General features: G+C 58.3%; 15 protein-coding genes and 1 pseudogene. 6 read left to right on the forward strand and 10 right to left on the reverse strand.

Features of this window, described 5'->3' with window-relative positions:
* Positions 1-186: 186 nt before the first annotated feature.
* Positions 187-1,170, reverse strand: a complete 984-nt coding sequence (locus LN050_10760) for a porin (protein UFS56197.1) — start codon at positions 1,168-1,170, stop codon at positions 187-189.
* On the opposite strand from LN050_10760, the gene LN050_10765 reads away from it, so the two are divergent.
* Positions 1,160-2,587 (forward strand): hypothetical protein, encoded by a 1,428-nt coding sequence (locus tag LN050_10765; protein UFS56198.1) that lies wholly within the window; start codon positions 1,160-1,162, stop codon positions 2,585-2,587. The genes LN050_10760 and LN050_10765 overlap by 11 nt on opposite strands.
* 33 nt (positions 2,588-2,620) lie before the next feature.
* On the opposite strand, the gene ruvC is transcribed toward LN050_10765, so the two are convergent.
* From ruvC to LN050_10795, 6 genes are all read right to left on the reverse strand, one after another.
* Positions 2,621-3,169, reverse strand: a complete 549-nt coding sequence (ruvC, locus tag LN050_10770; GenBank protein ID UFS56199.1) for a crossover junction endodeoxyribonuclease RuvC — start codon at positions 3,167-3,169, stop codon at positions 2,621-2,623.
* Positions 3,166-3,954 (reverse strand): transglycosylase domain-containing protein, encoded by a 789-nt coding sequence (locus LN050_10775; protein ID UFS56200.1) that lies wholly within the window; start codon positions 3,952-3,954, stop codon positions 3,166-3,168. Before LN050_10775 ends, ruvC begins: the two co-directional genes overlap by 4 nt.
* Before the next feature lie 13 nt (positions 3,955-3,967).
* Complete coding sequence (gene aroE, locus LN050_10780) at positions 3,968-4,834, reverse strand: shikimate dehydrogenase (protein ID UFS56201.1); 867 nt, start codon at positions 4,832-4,834, stop codon at positions 3,968-3,970.
* 2 nt (positions 4,835-4,836) lie between these two features.
* Positions 4,837-5,775, reverse strand: a complete 939-nt coding sequence (locus tag LN050_10785) for an energy transducer TonB (GenBank protein UFS56202.1) — start codon at positions 5,773-5,775, stop codon at positions 4,837-4,839.
* Positions 5,762-7,831, reverse strand: a complete 2,070-nt coding sequence (locus tag LN050_10790; GenBank protein ID UFS56203.1) for an RNB domain-containing ribonuclease — start codon at positions 7,829-7,831, stop codon at positions 5,762-5,764. The genes LN050_10785 and LN050_10790 overlap by 14 nt, the downstream gene beginning before the upstream one ends.
* A gap of 113 nt (positions 7,832-7,944) precedes the next feature.
* A complete protein-coding gene (locus LN050_10795) occupies positions 7,945-8,532 on the reverse strand; it encodes an esterase (protein UFS56204.1) in 588 nt (195 codons plus the stop codon).
* A gap of 58 nt (positions 8,533-8,590) precedes the next feature.
* On the opposite strand from LN050_10795, the gene rodA reads away from it, so the two are divergent.
* The 4 genes and pseudogenes from rodA to LN050_10815 all read left to right on the forward strand — a co-directional run bounded on the left by rodA (position 8,591) and on the right by LN050_10815 (position 13,480).
* Entirely contained in the window at positions 8,591-9,745 is a 1,155-nt protein-coding gene (gene rodA, locus LN050_10800) for a rod shape-determining protein RodA (protein ID UFS56205.1), read from the forward strand.
* Positions 9,746-9,748: 3 nt separating this feature from the next.
* Complete coding sequence (locus tag LN050_10805; GenBank protein ID UFS56206.1) at positions 9,749-10,636, forward strand: NAD(P)-dependent oxidoreductase; 888 nt, start codon at positions 9,749-9,751, stop codon at positions 10,634-10,636.
* A 54-nt stretch (positions 10,637-10,690) separates the two neighbouring features.
* Positions 10,691-12,151, forward strand: coding sequence for a metalloprotease TldD (tldD, locus tag LN050_10810; protein UFS56207.1), 1,461 nt, complete (start codon positions 10,691-10,693; stop codon positions 12,149-12,151).
* A gap of 245 nt (positions 12,152-12,396) precedes the next feature.
* Positions 12,397-13,480: pseudogene (locus LN050_10815) on the forward strand (3-deoxy-7-phosphoheptulonate synthase).
* Here LN050_10815 and LN050_10820 read toward each other — a convergent pair.
* The 3 genes from LN050_10820 to LN050_10830 form a co-directional block, all read right to left on the reverse strand.
* The gene (locus LN050_10820; GenBank protein UFS56208.1) at positions 13,477-15,225 is read right to left on the reverse strand and encodes a sodium-independent anion transporter; all 1,749 of its coding nucleotides are present in this window, start codon (positions 15,223-15,225) and stop codon (positions 13,477-13,479) included. The pseudogene LN050_10815 and the gene LN050_10820 overlap by 4 nt on opposite strands.
* A gap of 100 nt (positions 15,226-15,325) precedes the next feature.
* A complete protein-coding gene (gene metG / locus LN050_10825; protein UFS56209.1) occupies positions 15,326-17,380 on the reverse strand; it encodes a methionine--tRNA ligase in 2,055 nt (684 codons plus the stop codon).
* Positions 17,381-17,474: 94 nt separating this feature from the next.
* Positions 17,475-17,612 (reverse strand): hypothetical protein, encoded by a 138-nt coding sequence (locus LN050_10830; protein UFS56210.1) that lies wholly within the window; start codon positions 17,610-17,612, stop codon positions 17,475-17,477.
* Between LN050_10830 and apbC the strand changes: the two genes are divergently transcribed.
* Positions 17,611-18,702: an iron-sulfur cluster carrier protein ApbC gene (gene apbC / locus LN050_10835; protein ID UFS56211.1), complete on the forward strand. Its 1,092-nt coding sequence runs from the start codon at positions 17,611-17,613 to the stop codon at positions 18,700-18,702. The genes LN050_10830 and apbC overlap by 2 nt on opposite strands.
* The last annotated feature ends 63 nt before the right edge of the window (positions 18,703-18,765 follow it).

Raw genomic sequence — 18,765 nt, forward strand, 5'->3', positions numbered from 1 at the left:
AGCGCCAGTGACACAGCGTTTACTTTTTTAGCAGCCAAACACCCACAAGCCAAATTTTCATCACACTTTTGCCGTCTAGCGCTTGAATACCTGAAACAGCTAGCCTTGCGGCATGTATAACCGCGCAACACCCCACAAACAAAAAGCCCCCCGGTATCACTACCGAGGGGCTTTGCTAACTAATCGTCAACTGGCTAATGCCAGCGTTAAATTAGAAAGAGTGAGACAACAACAACTAGCTTTGCTGGTAGCAGTTGCAGATGTATCCCACTTTTCAGTCTTAGCTGTCAAAGCTGTACGCTTGCTCAAAGCGTAAGAAACAGTCAGGCTGTTACCTTTGTTGGTCTGACCAGCAGCGATCGCGCCTGTACCGGTTGTTGGACCGCCTTTAGCAGAACCACGCTCGTAAGACACGGCAAAAGGACCAACTGGTGCGGAGATTTGGATAGCTGTGTTCTTCAGGTCAGCAGTACCAGCTGCGGTGTAAGACTGCTTGCCGTAGAAAACACCAACTTTGGCAACGCCCAGATCGTAGGAAGCTGTCAAAACGGTACGTGCATCAGCTGCGGAAGTGCTGTCGTTCCAGCTCAACGCGCTGATACCAGCTGCCACAGGACCTGCAGCGTACTTAGCGGCGAAAATATTGATCGAAGCATTGCTACCGCCAGCGCCTTTACCCAATTCGGCATCGCCAGACTTGCGTGTGAAGCTCAATGTGACTGGACCGAAAGCTGGTGCTGTGTAGCCAATGGTAGAGCCAACAGTGCCGTTACCCAGAGACATAACTTGGTCAAGCGCAACTGCGTCGCCACCTACACCGGTATTCATAGATACGGTACCAAAACCACCAGCAAGGGTGATGTTGTTGCCGTTAGCCATTGGTGAAGTCGTGCCGTCTGTGGTTTCGATGATGCCATCGATACCGAAAGAGGCAGACAGCTTCAAGCCGCCGCCCAAGTCTTCAGAAGTAGCAAACTTCAAGGATGCGTCGTCAGTACCGAAGCCTGAAGCATCGTCAGATACAGAGTAGCCAAATGCTACTGAGCCAGACATTGTTACTTGAGCAGAAGCAACACCGGCAACAGCCACTGCAGCCAGAGCATCTGCAGTGGCATGTTGCAAGTGGTACCTGGTTGAAATAATGTATACCCCCAAAAAAATGACCACCATACTCCCCACCCTCATCACCTCCATGGCAGACCTTGCCAGTAATCCTGGCCATGTGCTGGCGCAGTCTGGCGATGGGCCTGTGGCGGTGGTGGTAGACAATCGGCCTGCGTTTTATGTGTTGACGCCTCAGGCTATGCAGGCCATGGTGTTGAGTGGCTTGGTGGGTGTGCCGGGTAGCGCCCTGCCCAGCTCGACTATGAGTGCGTCATCTGTGCTGACGCTGGATGTCACTGAAAAAAAACAAGCACAAGAACAAGCACAAAGACCAGCTAAAACCCGTACCCCAAAACGCGGCCACGGTGAGCAGCTTGCACAGCAGCGAGGTGGCGGGGGTAAGGGCAGGGCTGGACTGGATCAGTTTCACCTGCAAGCAGACTTTGAGGCCTTGGCCGATGACCTGATCGCGGCTGAGCGTCGTCGGGTGGCGCGTGGTGAGTTGGTCAACGCCTCTGTGGCCATCATGCGTCAGCGTCTTGATCTGAACATATTGCCGGTGCTTAAAAAAGTGAGGCCAGACGAGGTGGACGCCAACACGCTGGACGAAGTGGTGGACAGGCTTGGCGCGGCGGGTCTGTCTCCCACCACCATTTCGCAGTACATGGTGGTGGTGCGCAAGTTGCTCAAAATGGCGGTGCGCAGGGGTTTGCTGTTGGAGATGCCCGACTTTCCGAAGGTGCATATTAAAAACAAGCCACGTGCCATGTTTAGCGTGGCCGAATACCGTTGCCTCATTAAAACCGCCAGACGCTTGGCTAAAGACAGGCGCCCTGCGCCTTTGGTGAAGGAGGAAGGTGGCGCGCGTGAGCGCTTTTGGGTGCCCACCAAATACCTGCAGTTGTCACCAGACATGGCGTGGGTGATTGCGTTTATGGTCAACAGCTTTGTGCGCCCATCAGACATACGCCAGCTGCGCAACAAGCACGTAGAAATTGTGCGTGGTGAGCACACCTATTTGCGCCTGAACCTGCCCGAGAGCAAGCGCCACGACAGGCCTATTGTGACCATGCGCCCCGCTGTGCGTGTGTTTGAGCAAGCGCTGGCGCACGCCCAGGCCAATGGCCGCGGTGCACCCGACGATTATGTGTTTTTGCCAGAGCTGCGCGACAGGCAGCATGCGTTATCTATATTGGGGTTTTGGTTTAAGTGGGTGTTGCGCGAAGCGGGCATGTCGGCAATAGACCACCTGGGCCGCAAGCGCACGTTGTACAGTCTGCGCCACGCCGCCATCATGTACCGCCTGTTGTATGGTCAAGGCATTGACACCCTCACACTGGCGCGCAACGCGCGAACATCGGTGCAAATGATTGAGCGCTTTTACGCGTCCAGCCTCACAGGAGAGATGAACGTGGGCATGCTGCACAGTAAACGCAGCAGCGCCTCACAACGCAATGCGGCAAACCATGCTGGCTATGCGTAGGCGCAGCGGTGCAGCCGGCTTGCCACGCTTGGCTTAATAGTGCCGCCCATCCTTGAACGCCGCACTCTTGCGTGCGTTGGTGGCGCTGACCTTGTTGATGGCCTGCGTGGTTTTTGCCACTTGGGCGTGCATGATGGCCAAGCCCAAGGCGTCGGCCGCGTCTGGGCCGGGCAGGCGTGGCAGTTTGAGTAGGCGCATCACCATGTCTTGTACCTGGTGTTTGGCGGCTTTGCCGTGGCCGACCACGGCCTTTTTCATTTGCAAGGCGGTGTATTCGGCCACCTCCAAATCGGCGGACACCAGCGAGGTCAGGCAAGCGCCCCTGGCCTGGCCCAGCATCAGACTGGCCTGGGGGTTGACGTTGACAAACACGATCTCTAACGACGCTACGTCTGGTTGGTAGGTGGCGGCCACTTCGCGTATGCCTTGGTACAACATTTTCAGGCGCACTGGCAGCAGCTGGCTGGCCGCGCCGGTTTTGATGGTGCCGCTTGCCACGTAGTCCAGGTGCTGGCCCTGGGCGTCTATCACGCCAAAGCCTGTGCATTGCAAGCCTGGGTCAATGCCTAAGATGCGGGTCATGGTGCTTCCTTGGGCAGTTGTATGTGCGCCATGCGCGCTTGTATGGTGTTGGTGCGCCCGCGCAAATAGCCCGAGTTGGGCCTGTCTTCGAAAAACTTGGGATTGGGCAGCATCACTGCCAGCTTGGCTGCTTCACGCGTACTGAGTGTGGCGGCGGACTTGTTGAAGTAATGTCTGGCCGCTGCCTCTGCGCCAAATATGCCGTCCCCCCATTCAACGCTGTTGAGGTAAATGGTGAGTATGCGTTGTTTGCTTAAAAAGGCTTCCAAGCCAAAGGTCAGCAGCAGCTCTTGGCCTTTTCGCAAAAACGTACGCTCTTTGGAAAGCAGCAGGTTTTTGGCGAGTTGTTGGGTAATGGTAGAGCCGCCCACTACGGCAGGCGCCTTTTTGTTGCTACCCTTGTTGCTACCCTTGTTGGCGTCTTTGTTGGCGCGTTGCTCGGCGCGGCTGTTGCGTTGCCAGGCGCCTTTTATGGCACTCCAGTCCACGCCGTTGTGCTCAAAAAATTCTCCATCTTCTGACGCGACCACGGCCTTGCGCAAATGGTTGCTGATGGCTTGGTCGTCTACCCACACTTGCTGCCACCGCATGTTGTTGGGCTGCTCCATCAGTCGCCAGGCTTCGCTGCGCTGCAAAGTGGTGGACTGCGGGTTAACGACAGCCATCAGCGCAATACGCCCAAGGGCCAGGCCTTGCAACGCCATGCCAGCAAACAGCAGCCAGCCCAGCCAGGACCACAGCGCAGAGCGTTGAGTTGTATGGGCTTTCCGGGTGCGCTTGGCCATGGCTTTGTATTGTTTAGACGCTGGGCGTGTCAACAATGACGCGCAAGCGCTGCAACACATGGGCGGTGTCGGGCTGCACGCCGCGCCATATGGCAAAAGAGGCGGCGGCTTGTTCTACCAGCATGCCCAAGCCGTCCCGGGTGGCAGCACCACGGCTTGCCGCCCAATCTAAAAACACGCGGCTTGCTGGCCCGTAGGCCAGGTCTATGGCCAACGTGTGCGCGCCCATGCAACAAGGTGGCAGCACAATGCGCTGACCGCCCAAGCTGGCAGCACTGGCGTTGATCACGACATCAAACGCGGGCATGTCGCTTTGTGCATTCAGCGCGTCCAGGCTGCCTGCGCTTAATGCGCAGGCGTGCGTGTTGGTCAGGGCTTGGTGGCGTTGCACCAAGGTCAAGGCCTTGCTCTGGCTGCGGTTGGCAATGTGTATGCCGCCACAACCGGCCTCGATCAGTGGGCCCAGGATGCCAGCGCTGGCACCACCTGCACCCACTATGAGCAAGCGCTTGCCCGCCAACTGATAGTTGGCGTTGGTGGTGATGTCGCGTACCAGGCCAACGCCGTCTGTGTTGTGGGCCTTTAGTGCGCCTGCGTCCCACCACAAGGTGTTGCAAGCTTGCGCCAGCAAGGCCGCAGGGCTGTGCCATTGGGCCAGTGCAAAAGCATCGGCCTTGAATGGCATGGTGACATTGCAGCCCAGCAAGCCGCGGCTGCGCAACTGGGCCAGGCCGCTGTTAAAGCCGTCTGTAGGCAACAAGCTGCGCTCATAGCGCAGGCTTTGGTGGGTTTGCTCGGCAAACTGCTGGTGCAGCCAAGGGGACCGGCTGTGTGCAATGGGGTTGCCAATAACGGTGTAGAAGTCAGCCGCAGCGGTCATGCTTATTCGGTGGGTGAGGGGGGTGTGTGGCGGGCCGGCGAGAGCAGTTGCGTGGTCAGTGTGGCGTCGCGCAAAAAGTCAAATTGTGTCACGACCACCAGCTCTGAGGCTTTCCGCGCCAAGTCTGCATCAAACGCGGCAAACCGCATGCCAGCCACCAAGGCTTGTGCGCGCTGGTTGAGCGCGGCGCTGGCGCTGGCTTGCAGTATGCGTGTGGACTGCACGCGGCCCTGTGCGTCTACCGTTATAGCCATGACCAGTTGGCCATACAAGCGCTGGCCGTTGTGTGTGGGAAAGTAGCGCGTGCCACGCGCTTCAATGACCAGGCGCATCTGGTCGTAGTACATGGCGTATACGGCCGCGCGTGTTGCTGGGCTGATGAATTGGCGCTTGGGGCTTGCGTTGTCCAAGCGTATGGCTTGCTCAATGCGGCCAATGTGCTCCAGCAGCTGTAAGCGTTTGTCGCGCGCCTGAGCCAGGGCGTCTGTGTCGACCGCTTGCTCGCCGCTGTCCGATGAAGGTGGCAAGGCCAGCACAGCTTGGTTGGCTACTGTGTTTTTCAGGGCCGTTAGCACTTGTAGCTCTTGCGCTTTGGCGCTGCTGTGCTGCGCTTGGGCCACACTGTCTGTGCCCTGGCGTGGGTTGGGCGCGGGGGCTTGGTCAGACGAGGCAATGGCGCCCGCATGGGCTTGGCCGCCGCCGTCCAGGTTGACTTGCGCAATGGCCTGCGCAGCCGTGGGGGCCTCCTGGCTGTGGGCGTTGACCAGCACCACGTCCAGTGTGTTGGTGTGGGCCAATGGCGCGCGTTCAATAGTGGGCGCGCCGCGTTGCACCAGCAGCAAGCTGGCGTGTGCAGCTACAGACACCAGCAAGGCCACGTACAGGCTACGCGATGACGTCGTCGCTGCGTCACCTGCACGCAAAGCTTCAGCCGTTGCCATCTGGTTTGGCTGCCGCCTCAGCTGCAGTGCCTGCCTCATCGTCCAAGTCCAAGGCCAGCTTGAGGCTGCCGTTGTCGTCTGGTTCGCCCTGGTCGTCATCGTCGCTGTAGTGTGTGTCGTCGGTCACGGCATCAGCGTCCAAATGTTCAATAACAGTGCCGCCAATGTCCAGTGCCATGGTGTCGGCCTGGCCCAGTTTGACGCGCACGTGCGCGCCGCGCGGCAGGTTTTGCGCGCCCATGACGGGCACTACCAGCGGCAGGTGGTCAGCGCGTACCAAGCCTTCTTTAAACAGCTGGGCTGTTAGTTCTGTAATGCCTTGTTGCTCAAGGTGGCGCAGCGTCCAGTAACGCTCCATGGCGTTTTGAAACTGGTTGTAGGCGCTGTAAGTGGCTTCAAAGTTGCTGATGATGGCAAACAACTCTGCGGCTTTGGGCTTGAAGGGGGCCACCAGTGCAGCGGTTGCGCCGTGCTGTGCGCAAGCAATAAGTTGCCATTGGTTGACCAGGTCGGTGTAACGGCGCAGGGGTGAAGTGCTCCAGGCGTAGGCCGGCAGGCCAATGCCGGCGTGTGGTGCCATCTTGGTGCCCATGCGCACTTTTACGCCCGGTGCCATGCTGGCTTGGCTGCGGTAAATGCCCGGCACGCCCAAGGCGCCAAGCCATTGGCCCCAGGTGCTGTTGGCCAAAATCATGGCCTCTGCCACCACCAAATCCAGGTTGGAGCCACGCGCTCGCGTGGTGATGGTGACCAATTCATCGCCTGTTGGTAGCGCGTAAGAGTCGTCCGCTTTTGCCAGTGCAAAGTTGTAGTCAGGGCGGTTAAAGGTCTCTGGCTTGCCGCGTACCAGCTCGCGCCCAGCTTTGAGCTGCTTGGCCAGGCGGTTAAGCCAGCGCAGCTCTGTGCCCCACTTGGGCATATCTGAGGGCGCTTCTTCTGCGTCAAAAAACGCGCTGCCAAACACGTCGCCCAGCTGGTCGTGGCGCAGGTTGTCGGCAATGTGCACGCGCTCCAACACGGTTTGGGTCTCACCCAAGGCCAGGGTATGTTCGTCAATGGTGATGTACAGCGACAACGCCGGACAGTCTCGCCCTGCGGCCAAGGTGTAGTGCTGCACCACCTGGTCTGGCAGCATGGTGACCTTGAAACCGGGCATGTACATGGTGGACATGCGGTTGCGCGCAACGGTGTCTATGGCGTCGTTGGGCTGAATGGCCAAGCCCGGCGCTGCAATATGAATGCCCAGCGTAACGGTGCCGCTGCCCAGGCCTTGCACAGACAGGGCATCGTCAATTTCAGTGGTGTTGGAGTCGTCAATCGAGAAGGCTTGCGCGCCAGACAGTGGCAGTTTGGCCGTGTCTATGTTGGGCGCGTCCAGCGCCGGGAAGCCAATGCCTTTGGGGAACTGGTCGTACAAGAAGCGTTGCCAATGAAACTCGAACGCACTGCGAATAGCCCCGGCTTGCTGCAACAAATGCAGCGGCGCCATTTGGGTTTGCTTGGTAGCGGCCACCACGGCTTTGTATTCAGGCGCGTTTTTGTCGGGCTTGAACAGTATTTTGTACAGCTGTTGCGCAATGGGCTCAGGGCATTGGCCGTTGGCCAGTTCGGTGGTCCAAGCTTCTACCTGGGCTTGCACAGCGGCTTTTTTCTCGATGGCGGCCAGTGCTTGCTGTAGCACTTCGGCGCTGGCCTTTTTGAAGCGGCCTTTGCCTGCGCGGCGGAAGTAGTGTGGGGCCTCAAACAAACGCATCAAAGCGCTGGCTTGCTGCGTGATGGTGGGCTGTTCGCCAAAGTACTCAGACGCCATGTCGGCAAAGCCAAACTCTTGGTCGCCTGCGCATTCCCAGGCCAGGTCCAGGTCTATGTCTTGTGCGCCAGTGGCCGCCGCGCTGAGTAAGTCAGCAGGGCTGGGCTGCTCAAAGCGAATCAGCGCATTGGCCGCTTTAACCTTTTGGCGCTTGCCTGAGGCCAGCTCCACTTGGGCTGAGGCGTCTGTTTCAGACAGTATGCGGCCAGCCAAAAACTTGCCAGCGTCTTCAAATAATAAGTACATCCCCAGATTGTCCCATGCCTGCGGCGGCAAATGTGAGCCTTGGATGGCCGCGCCGCAAGGGCCATGCCGTTGTGAGGCGTTTGTCTGGCTTTCTCTGGCTTAATCTGGCCCGCTCAGCGGCTGAGCTGCAGAAAGTCCGCAATGGGCTCAAGCCAGGGCTCAAAGTCGCTCAGACCGTGGTCACCGTTGGGTAGCAGGTGCAGCTGGGCGTGTTGGTAGTGGACGGCCATGTCGTGCCAGTCTAAAACCTCGTCGCCCTTGGCAACAATGGCCATGGTGTTGGCGGGCACTTGGTCTGCGGCCAGCGCCAGGGTGGCGAGTTCGTCTACATAGCTGGGCACAAATGCCATGGTTTGGCTGGGGTCGTGCCACATGGGGTGGTTGCCTACCAGTCTGTGGCCGTGGGTGTGTGCAGCGACTGCGGGGTTGATGACAACGCTTGGCCAAGCGCGTTGCCGGGCGACATGACTGGCGTAAAAGCCGCCCAGACTGGAGCCCACGACTGCGCTGGCATGGGCTGGCCAATGGGCAGTCTGTGCGCTTATGAGGGCCATGGCCTCCTTGGGCGAGGCCGGCAAAGAGGGTGCCAGCCAGGTCACCGCGGGATAGTGTCGCCCCAACCAGTCGTGTAGCAAACGGGCCTTGGTGGATTGAGGCGACGACCGAAAGCCGTGCAGGTACAACAGGTGCGTGGTGCTCATGATGTGTGTGTGGTTGCTGGGCGCACAATGCGCCGCTTCGCAGACGATAATAGCGGCCATGCCTGTTGTTATTAAAAAGCCGACGTGGTCTGCGCGCCTAAGCCCCTGGTTTGCCGGCTTTGATGGCCCGTTGGTGTTCGCCGTGGTGGTGTTGGCGTGTGCGGGTTTGGCCACCATGTACTCCGTGGGCTACGACCACGGCACCCGCTTTATGGACCATGCCCGCAACATGCTGATTGCAGCGGTGGTGATGTTTCTGGTGGCGCAAGTCTCGCCTCAACGTTTGATGAGTGTGGCGGTGCCGCTGTACACAGTGGGTGTGGCCTTGCTCATTGCGGTCTTGTTGTTTGGCCTGACTAAAAAAGGCGCACAGCGCTGGCTGAACGTGGGTGTGGTGATACAGCCCAGTGAAATACTCAAAATTGCCATGCCGCTGATGCTGGCGTGGTGGTTCCAGCGGCGCGAGGGGCAAATGCGCTCCCTGGATTTTTTCGTGGCCGGTTTGATTTTGGTGATACCAGTGGGCCTTATCGTGTCACAGCCAGATTTGGGCACCTCTCTGTTGGTGCTGGCCTCGGGCGTGTTTGTCATTTACTTTGCAGGCTTGAGCTGGACGCTCATCTGGCCCCCTGTGCTGATTGCCAGCGTGGGCATTGTGACCCTCATCATCATGGAGCCCAGCTGGTGCGTGCCCGGCGTGGATTGGGTGGTGCTGCACGACTACCAAAAGCAGCGCGTGTGCACTTTGTTGGATCCGTTCAAAGACCCATTGGGCCGGGGCTTTCACATCATTCAGGGCATGATTGCAATTGGCTCTGGCGGCGTGTTTGGCAAGGGTTTTATGCAAGGCACGCAAACCCACCTGGAGTTTATTCCTGAGCGCACCACAGACTTTATCTACGCGGCTTTTGCCGAGGAGTTTGGCCTGGTGGGCACGGTGTTGCTGGTGCTGGGTTTGGTGTTTCTGATCTTTAGGGGGCTGGTGATTGCCCTTGAGGCGCCCACCTTGTTTGCGCGCTTGTTGGCCGGCGCCATTACCCTGAATTTCTTTGTGTATGGCTTTGTCAACATGGGTATGGTCAGCGGTATCTTGCCCGTGGTGGGCGTGCCACTGCCCTTTATCAGCTACGGCGGCACGGCCATGGTGACCTTGGGTATGGGTTTGGGTATTTTGATGGCCATTGCCCGCACCAAACGCTTGATACAAAGCTAAGCCATGCACGCCAACACCATGACCATGGGCTTTGTGGGTGTGGGCAACATGGGCATGGGCATGCTCACCCGCTGGCGCCATTGTGGGCACACAGCACTGGCATGCGACGTGGATGGCCAACGTACGGCACAAGCAAGCGCCCTGGGTGCGCAGGTGTTTGACACACCTGCTGCGCTGGCAAAAGCCCTGCCACAGAGTGCACTGTTGGTGGTGTGTGTGGTTGATGCCAGCCAGTGCGAGGAAGTCCTGTTTGAGGCCCAAACCGGTGCAGCCCAACATCTAAAGCCCGGCCATACGGTGTTGCTGACACCCACCTTGTCGCCAAACGACGTACAAGCCATAGGCCACAAGCTGCAAGCGATGGGCTTGCACATGCTGGATGCGCCCATGTCTGGCGGTCCGGTTCGTGCTGCCCAAGGCACCATGAGCCTGATGGTGTCTGGTCCTACGCGCCAAGCATGGTGGCCCACCTTAGAGGTATTAGAGCCCGTGTTTGACTTGGGCGGCACCGTTGGTGACGCGGCCAAGACCAAGCTGGTCAACAACTTGCTGGCGGGCATGAACCTGGTGGCCAGTGCGCAGGCCACACACCTGGCCCAGGCCGTAGGTCTGGACGCCAACCGCACCTGGGATGTGATTGAGCGTTCAAGCGGTGGCAACTGGATAGGCTCAGACCGCATGCGTCGCGCGCTGGCCGGCGACGACAGCGTCAAAGCCCATATGCGCCTGCTGGCCAAAGATACCCGGCTGGCCATGGATATGGCTCAAGCCGCAGGCTTGCAGCCCGCCATGGGCCATTTGGCAGCTGCGCTGTTTGCCCAGGCGCTGGACATGGGCTGGGTTGAGCGCGACGACAGCGCCATGCTGGCCTTGCACCAGTTGCCTTCATAGTGGGGCCAAGTCGCCCGAGACGCACGGACATTTATTAGTTTCTACAATACGGCTATGACCAGCCGAAACCCCACCATTGCCCGTTTGCAAACGGCCTACCAATACTTGCTAGAGCCGCATGGCCTGACCGAGACGCATGTGCGCCGCGCCTTGGGCGACATGCTTAGCGCAGGCGTTGACGACGCTGACCTGTACTTTCAATACACCCGCGCCGAGGGCTGGAGCCTGGAAGAGGGTATTGTGAAAAGCGGCAGCTTTTCTATTGATCAAGGCGTGGGCGTGCGCGCTATCAGCGGCGAAAAAACCGCGTTTGCCTACTCCGACGACCTGTCATGGACGGCCTTGCGTGACGCCGCACATACGGTGCGCACCATTGCCAACCACGGCCAAGACAAGCGCATCAAAGTGCCCACCAAAAAAATAGCCACAGCGCGTAGTTTGTACGCTGCTACAGACCCCACGCAAAGCTTGGACAGCGCCGCCAAAGTGGCGTTGCTGGAAAAGGTAGAGCGTCTGGCCAAAGCCGCTGACCAGCGTGTGGTGCAAGTCATGGCCAGCTTGGCCAGCGAGTTTGATGTGGTGATGGTGGCCAGAGCCGATGGTGTGATGGCGGCAGACGTGCGCCCCTTGTCGCGTTTGTCTGTGACCGTGATTGCGCAGCAAGGCGACAGGCGCGAAGTAGGCAGCGCCGGCGGCGGCGCGCGCTTGGGCCTGGATATGTTTGATGACGCTTTGGTGCAGCAGTATGTGCGCGACGCCGTGGGCAACGCCATTACCAACCTGGACGCGCAAGCCGCACCCGCTGGCGAAATGACCGTGGTGTTGGGCAGCGGCTGGCCTGGTATCTTGTTGCACGAGGCCGTAGGCCACGGCCTGGAAGGTGACTTCAATCGCAAAGGCTCCAGCGCCTTTGCCGGGCGCATTGGCGAGCGCGTGGCAGCCAAGGGCGTGACGGTGCTGGACGACGGCACCATTGCCGACAGGCGCGGCTCACTCAACATAGACGACGAAGGCAACACCAGCCAGCGCAATGTGCTGATTGAAGACGGCATCTTGCGAGGTTACATACAAGACAGCATGAATGCGCGACTAAGCGGTGTGGCACCTACAGGCAATGGCAGGCGCGAGAGTTATGCCCACGTGCCCATGCCGCGCATGACCAATACCTACATGCTCAATGGTGAGCACACGCCACAAGAAATCATTGCTTCTATCAAGAAAGGCTTGTACGCCACCAACTTTGGCGGCGGTCAAGTTGACATCACCTCTGGCAAGTTTGTGTTCTCGGCCAGCCAGGCGTGGTGGGTGGAAAACGGCCAACTCAAATACCCGGTCAAGGGCGCTACGTTGGTGGGCAACGGCCCAGATGCGCTCACCCGCGTGAGCATGATTGGCAACGACATGGCGCTGGACAGCGGCGTTGGTACTTGCGGCAAAGAGGGGCAAAGCGTGCCGGTAGGCGTTGGCCAGCCCACCTTGCGCATTGACGGCCTGACCGTTGGTGGTACGGCCTAAACGCGATGCGGCTAACAGCCGTCAGCAGGCCGGCATTGTGATGTGCTACATTTCAGACTTATGAACAAGCAGTCGTTGTTTGGTTTGGTTACTTTTTTATCTCACGCGCAACAAGCGGTCGAGAGTGAGTAGCCTGAGCCAACTACTGCTTCTTCTCAATCAACCGCCCAGTGAGGCGGTTTTTTTTTGCATCACCCCCATTCATTCACCAACAGTCGTTAACAGTCACACACCAGGAGCTCACCATGACCAGTCACAGCAAGCCGACCAGCCTCACAGACGATGCGCGTATCAAAGACATCAACGTGTTGCCGCCACCTGAGCACCTGATTCGGTTTTTCCCCATTGCTGGTTCACCTGCCGAGACCCTGATTACGCAAACCCGCGGCCATATCCGCGACATGATTCAAGGCACGGATGACCGCGTGCTGGTGGTGATTGGCCCTTGTTCCATTCATGACCCAGCAGCAGCCATGGAATACGCCAAGCGCTTAAAGCCGTTGCGCGACAAATACGCCGATACCCTGGAAGTAGTGATGCGCGTGTACTTTGAGAAGCCACGCACCACGGTGGGCTGGAGGTTTGATCAACGACCCCTACATGGACGAGAGCTACCGTATTGACGAGGGTTTGCGCATGGCGCGCCAGCTGTTGATTGAAATCAACCGCTTGGGCTTGCCCGCAGGCAGTGAATTTCTGGATGTGATTTCACCGCAGTACATTGGCGACCTGATTGCGTGGGGCGCCATTGGTGCGCGCACCACCGAAAGCCAAGTCCACCGCGAGTTGGCGTCTGGTCTGTCTGCGCCGATTGGCTTTAAGAATGGCACAGACGGCAACATCAAAATTGCCACAGATGCCATACAAGCTGCAGCGCGTGGCCACCACTTTTTGTCCGTGCATAAAACAGGTGAAGTGGCCATTGTGCAAACCAACGGCAACAAGGACTGCCATGTGATTTTGCGTGGCGGTAAAACGCCCAACTACGACGCTGCCAGCGTACAAGCCGCTTGTGACGAGCTGGGCGCAGCCAAGCTGCCAGCCCGCCTGATGGTGGACTGCAGCCACGCCAACAGCTCCAAGCAGTTTGAGCGCCAGCTGGATGTGGCCAAAGACGTAGCGGCACAAATTGCCGCGGGCTCAACCCAGGTGTTTGGCGTGATGGTAGAGAGCCACCTGGTACAAGGCGCACAAAAATTTACGCCAGGCAAAGACGATGTAGCTGCTTTGGCCTACGGCCAAAGCATCACCGACGCATGTCTGGGCTGGGACGACTCTGAGGCCGTGCTGCAAGTACTCAGCAACGCTGTGAAACAGCGCAGAGGCTAAGTCGGCGTTACCGCGCTGGGGCTGCTGTGTTCAGCGTCCCAGCTATGCAGTTCAGCCAAAAAGCCACTGCGTTGCAGCAGCGACAGCGGCTGAGCCTGCAACTGGTGCATGTGCAGCGTGCAGCCATGTTTGTGCAGGGTATGGGCTATCTCTTTAAGGCCATCCAGGCCAGTGGTGTCAAGCGCAATGAGGCGCTGCGCATGCAAGTGCACCGCGCAACCGCTGGGTGCATTGCGCGCCAACTCGCCCAGGGTGTCCAGTTTGCCAACGGCGCCAAAAAACAAACTGCCGTAGGTGACCACGTCCACACGCGACGGCGTGGTCTGCTCAATACGCACCTGAAAAATATCGCTTTGGCGTTTGATGAACAGCACAAACGCCATGGCCAAGCCCAGTTGCACGGCCAGTGTCAAGTCAAACACCACTGTTACAAAAAAAGTGGACAACAGCATCAGCCGGTAATGGCCGCTGAAGTGCTTGAGCTTGGCAAACTCACGCCATTCGCCCATGTTCCAGGCCACAAACAACAAAATACCGGCCAGCACTGCCAGCGGTATGTGTACCGCTAGCGGTGCTGCTAACAGCACAATGGCGCATAGTGTGAGTGCATGCACCATGCCTGAGACTGGCGATGTTGCACCCGCCCTGATGTTGGTCACCGTGCGGGCAATCGTGCCAGTCACAGGCATGCCACCAAAAAACGGCACGCTGAAGTTGGCCACGCCTTGCGCCATCAGCTCTTGGTTGGGGTTGTGTTTGGGCAGCTCTATCAGCTGGTCTGCCACGCGTGCGCACAGCAATGACTCTACGGCCCCCAACATGGCGATGGTGATGGTGGGCAACACCAACTGTTTGACGCTGGCCCATGAGAAGTCTGGCAGTGCAAACGCTGGTAGGCCGCTTGGAATGCGGCCAAAGCGTTGGCCTATGGTTTCAACCGGTAGTTGCAGCACATAGGCCAGTGCCGACAAACTCACCAACGCAACAATGGGCCCTGGCAGGCGTGCGGTCACGTTCAAGGCGCGCGACGCACCGGGTAAGTGTTGCAAGTTTTGCAAGGCGCTAAGCGGTGTGTTTTTCAGCTGCTGCCAGATCCGGCTCCAGGCAAACAAACCAACCACGCAAGCGCTGGTCAGTGCAAACGCATAGGGGTTAAAGCTGTGCAGGTGCGTGACCAGCACTTGCATTTGCGAAAAAAAGTCAGCGGGCATGTTGGGTACATCAAGGCCCAGCCAGTCTCGCAGTTGCGACACGGCAATGAGTACCGCAATGCCATTGGTAAAGCCAATCACCACGCTAACAGGCACATAGCGCACAAGACTGCCCAGCTTGAGCCAGCCCATGACAAACAGCAACAGGCCTGCGCAGGAGGTGCTGACCAACAAGCTGCCCACGCCATGCTGTTGGACAATGCCGTAGACGATCACGATAAACGCACCCGCAGGCCCGCCTATTTGCACGGACGAGCCCCCCAGTGCGGCGACCAGAAATCCCCCAATGATGGCAGTCCACAAGCCCGCTTCTGGGCTTAGTCCGCTGGCGATTGCAAACGCCATGGCCAGCGGCAGCGCCACAATGCCTACGGTGATACCAGAGCCAATATCCTTTAGCGCGTTGGCTCGGCCGTAGTGTTTAAGATGCCATAGCACGCGCGGTGAAAACTGCAAACGCGGTATGTGCCAGTGTGACCCGGCGCGCGTCTGGTCTGAGCCGTTGTCTGGGGCCGGGGCTTTGGTGGCAGTCATTGCACCAGATGCCGGTGTTATGGCGTCACTGGATTGGTTGGTTGAGGGGCTGGGCGTTGTCATTTTGAAACATATTACGCCCGCCGACTTACAAGGTGGATCAGCGCACGCGCATACCGGGTTGTGCGCCGGGCCAGGCCTTCATGATGTAAATGCCTGGGTGGGCTTTTTCATCGGCGTGACTGCCAGCCAAGACCATGCCCTCGCTCACACCAAACTTCATTTTGCGTGGTGCCAGGTTGGCCACCATCAGGGTGTATTGACCAATGAGGTCTTCAGGCTTGTAAGCGCTGGCAATGCCCGAGAAGACGTTGCGTGTTTGCGCCTCGCCCACGTCCAGCGTCAAGCGCAGCAGCTTGGTTGAACCCTCAACCGCTTCGCAGTTTTGTATGAGGGCCACACGCAAGTCGACTTTGGCAAAGTCGTCAATGCTGATGGTCTGGGCAATGTCTTCGCCACCGGGCGCAGGTGCGGCCTCTGCCACTGGCTCAGGGGCCTCAAACAATGCGTCCAGTTGCTTCACGTCCACGCGCTGCATCAGGTGCTGGTAGGTGCCAATGGCATGGCCGGCAGGCATGAGCGTGTTTAAGTCAGCGAAGTTCATGGGTTTGATGCGCAAGAACGCTTCGACTTGTGCTGCCAATGCGGGCAGTACCGGTTTCAGCGCCAGGGTAAGCAAACGGAAGGCCTGAATGCACGTGCTGCACACATCTTGCAGGCGTGCGTCAGCGCCGTCCTGCTTGGCCAGCTCCCACGGCTTGTTGGCGTCAACATAGGCGTTGACGTTGTCGGTCAGCGCCATGATGTCGCGCAGTGCACGGGCGTAGTCGCGCTCTTCGTAGCGGGTGCTGACAGGCTTTAGCGCGGTTTGCATGGCGGCCAACAAGGCTGCGCCATCAGCGCTTGAGGCGCTGAGTTTGCCCTCAAAGCGCTTGGTCAAAAAGCCTGCGCTGCGGCTGGCAATGTTGATGTACTTGCCCACAAGGTCGCTGTTCACGCGTGCCATGAAGTCGTCTGGATTGAAGTCCACGTCTTCGTTGCGACCATTGAGCTTGGCTGCAATGTAGTAGCGCAGCCACTGTGGGTTCATGTCCAGGTTCAGGTACTTCAATGGGTCGAGGCCAGTGCCGCGGCTTTTGCTCATCTTCTCACCGCTGACTGTCAGGAAGCCATGCACAAACACGGCGTTGGGTGTTTTGCGCCCGCTGAAGTGCAGCATGGCGGGCCAAAACAGCGTGTGGAAGTAGGTGATGTCTTTACCGATAAAGTGGTATTGCTCTGTGGCTGGGTCGGCCATGAAGGCGTCAAAGTCGCCGCCGGTTTTGCCAAAGTGGTTTTTTAGTGAAGCCAGGTAACCAATGGGCGCGTCCAGCCACACGTAAAAGTACTTGCCTGGCGCATCTGGAATTTCAATGCCGAAGTATGGCGCGTCGCGGCTGATGTCCCAGTCGCTGAGGCCGCCGTTGCCCTCTTCGTCCACGGCAAACCATTCTTTGATTTTGTTGAGCACCTCGGGTTGCAGACGGCCTTCTTCAGCGGTCCACTGTTTTAAAAACTCAATGGCGCGAGGGTCGGACAGCTTGAAGAAGTAGTGCTCTGACGACTTCATGACGGGTGTTGCACCTGATAGGGCTGAGTAAGGGTTTTGTACCTCTGTGGGCGCGTACACAGCGCCGCACACCTCGCAACTGTCGCCGTATTGGTCTTTGGCGCCGCACTTGGGGCAGTCGCCCTTGATGAAGCGGTCTGGCAAGAACATGTTTTTCTCGGGGTCGAAAAACTGCTCAATGGTTTTGGTGGCAATAAAGCCGGCGTCGCGCAAGTCGCGGTAAATGGTTTGGGCCAGTTCGTGGTTTTCGGGGCCGTCTGTGTTGTGCCAGTTGTCAAAGCCAATATGAAACCCGTCAAGGTAGGGCTTGCGACCCGAGGCGATGTCGGCTACAAACTGCTGCGGCGTTTTGCCTGCCTTTTCTGCAGCGATCATGATGGGCGCGCCGTGGGCGTCGTCTGCACAGACGAAATGCACCTCATTGCCTTGCATACGCTGAAAACGCACCCAGATGTCAGCCTGTATGTACTCCATGATGTGGCCAATATGGAAGTTGCCATTGGCATAGGGCAGGGCGGTGGTAACAAACAGGCGGCGCGTGGACATAAAGAACTTCTTTGCAAATGAGGCAGGCGGCTCCGAACAGAGCCCAACCCGCTATTTTAGAAGATGGCATGCAGGCCTTGTTTTTCCATGCTGCTCACACCAGACTTGATTTGCTGCGCATGTTGGCGCGCCACGCACGATTGCAGTGCCTAAAGCCCGTGCTGAATCGGGTTGGGCTTGCAATAGCCATGCGCAAGAGCAAGTCAAACGCCAAGCCTGATAATCGGGCCATGACTTTTTCTATAGAGGCGGCCAACGCGGCCCTGAACGCGTTAACAGACGACCATACCGGCCAGACACTGGGGCAGGCCAAAGCCATTAAAAACCTGCGCCTGGACGGCCAAATGGTATTGCTGGACCTGGTGCTGGGCTACCCGGCGGCCAGCACCCACGCACTGTGGGTGGAGCGCATCAAGGCGGCTATTGCAACCTTGGACGATAGTGCACAGGTGCAGGTCAACGTCACAACCGATATTGCTGCGCACACCGTGCAAGGCGGCACGCAGCGTATTGAGGGCGTAAAAAACATCATTGCAGTGGCCTCTGGCAAGGGTGGTGTGGGCAAGTCCACCACCGCGGTGAACCTGGCATTGGCCCTGAGCGCCGAGGGCGCACGCGTGGGCATTCTGGATGCCGACATCTACGGACCCAGCGTGCCTACCATGATGGGCCTGGTTGGCAAGCCCGAGGTTGTGGACGGCAAGTTCATGAAACCCATGGTGAACCATGGTTTGCAAGTGATTTCAATGGGCTTTTTGGTGCGCCCGGACGATGCGGTTATTTGGCGCGGCCCCATGGCCACGCAAGCCCTGGACCAGCTGCTGCGCCAAACCAGGTGGGACAACTTGGACTACCTCGTTATTGACATGCCACCGGGCACGGGTGACATTCAGTTGTCGTTAAGCCAGCGCGTGCCGTTGACTGGCGCTGTGGTGGTGACCACGCCGCAAGATATTGCGCTGATAGACGCACGAAAAGGCATACGCATGTTTGAAAAGGTCAGCGTGCCTATCCTGGGTTTGGTTGAAAACATGGCGGTATTTTGCTGCCCCAATTGCGGCCATATGGAGCACATTTTTGGCGAAGACGGCGGCCAGGCCATGGCCTCTGAAATGGGCCTGAATTACCTGGGTGCATTACCGCTGAACCGTGGCATTCGTGAGCAGGCTGATGCGGGCACGCCTACTGTAGCGCTGGACGTCAACAGTGAACTGTCGTACTTATACCGTGGTGTTGCCTTGAAGGTGGCCGCGCAAGTCGCCAACAAGGCGCGTGACTACAGTGGCAAATTCCCCAGCATCAAAGTGTCCAGCGCCACCTAACACCACACCGGCAAGCGTTTGGTCTATCCAAGCGCTTATTCAACGCGCCCAATGGCGTTGGTG

The organism is Comamonadaceae bacterium M7527 (assembly GCA_021044545.1).
GTDB lineage: Bacteria > Pseudomonadota > Gammaproteobacteria > Burkholderiales > Burkholderiaceae_C > RS62.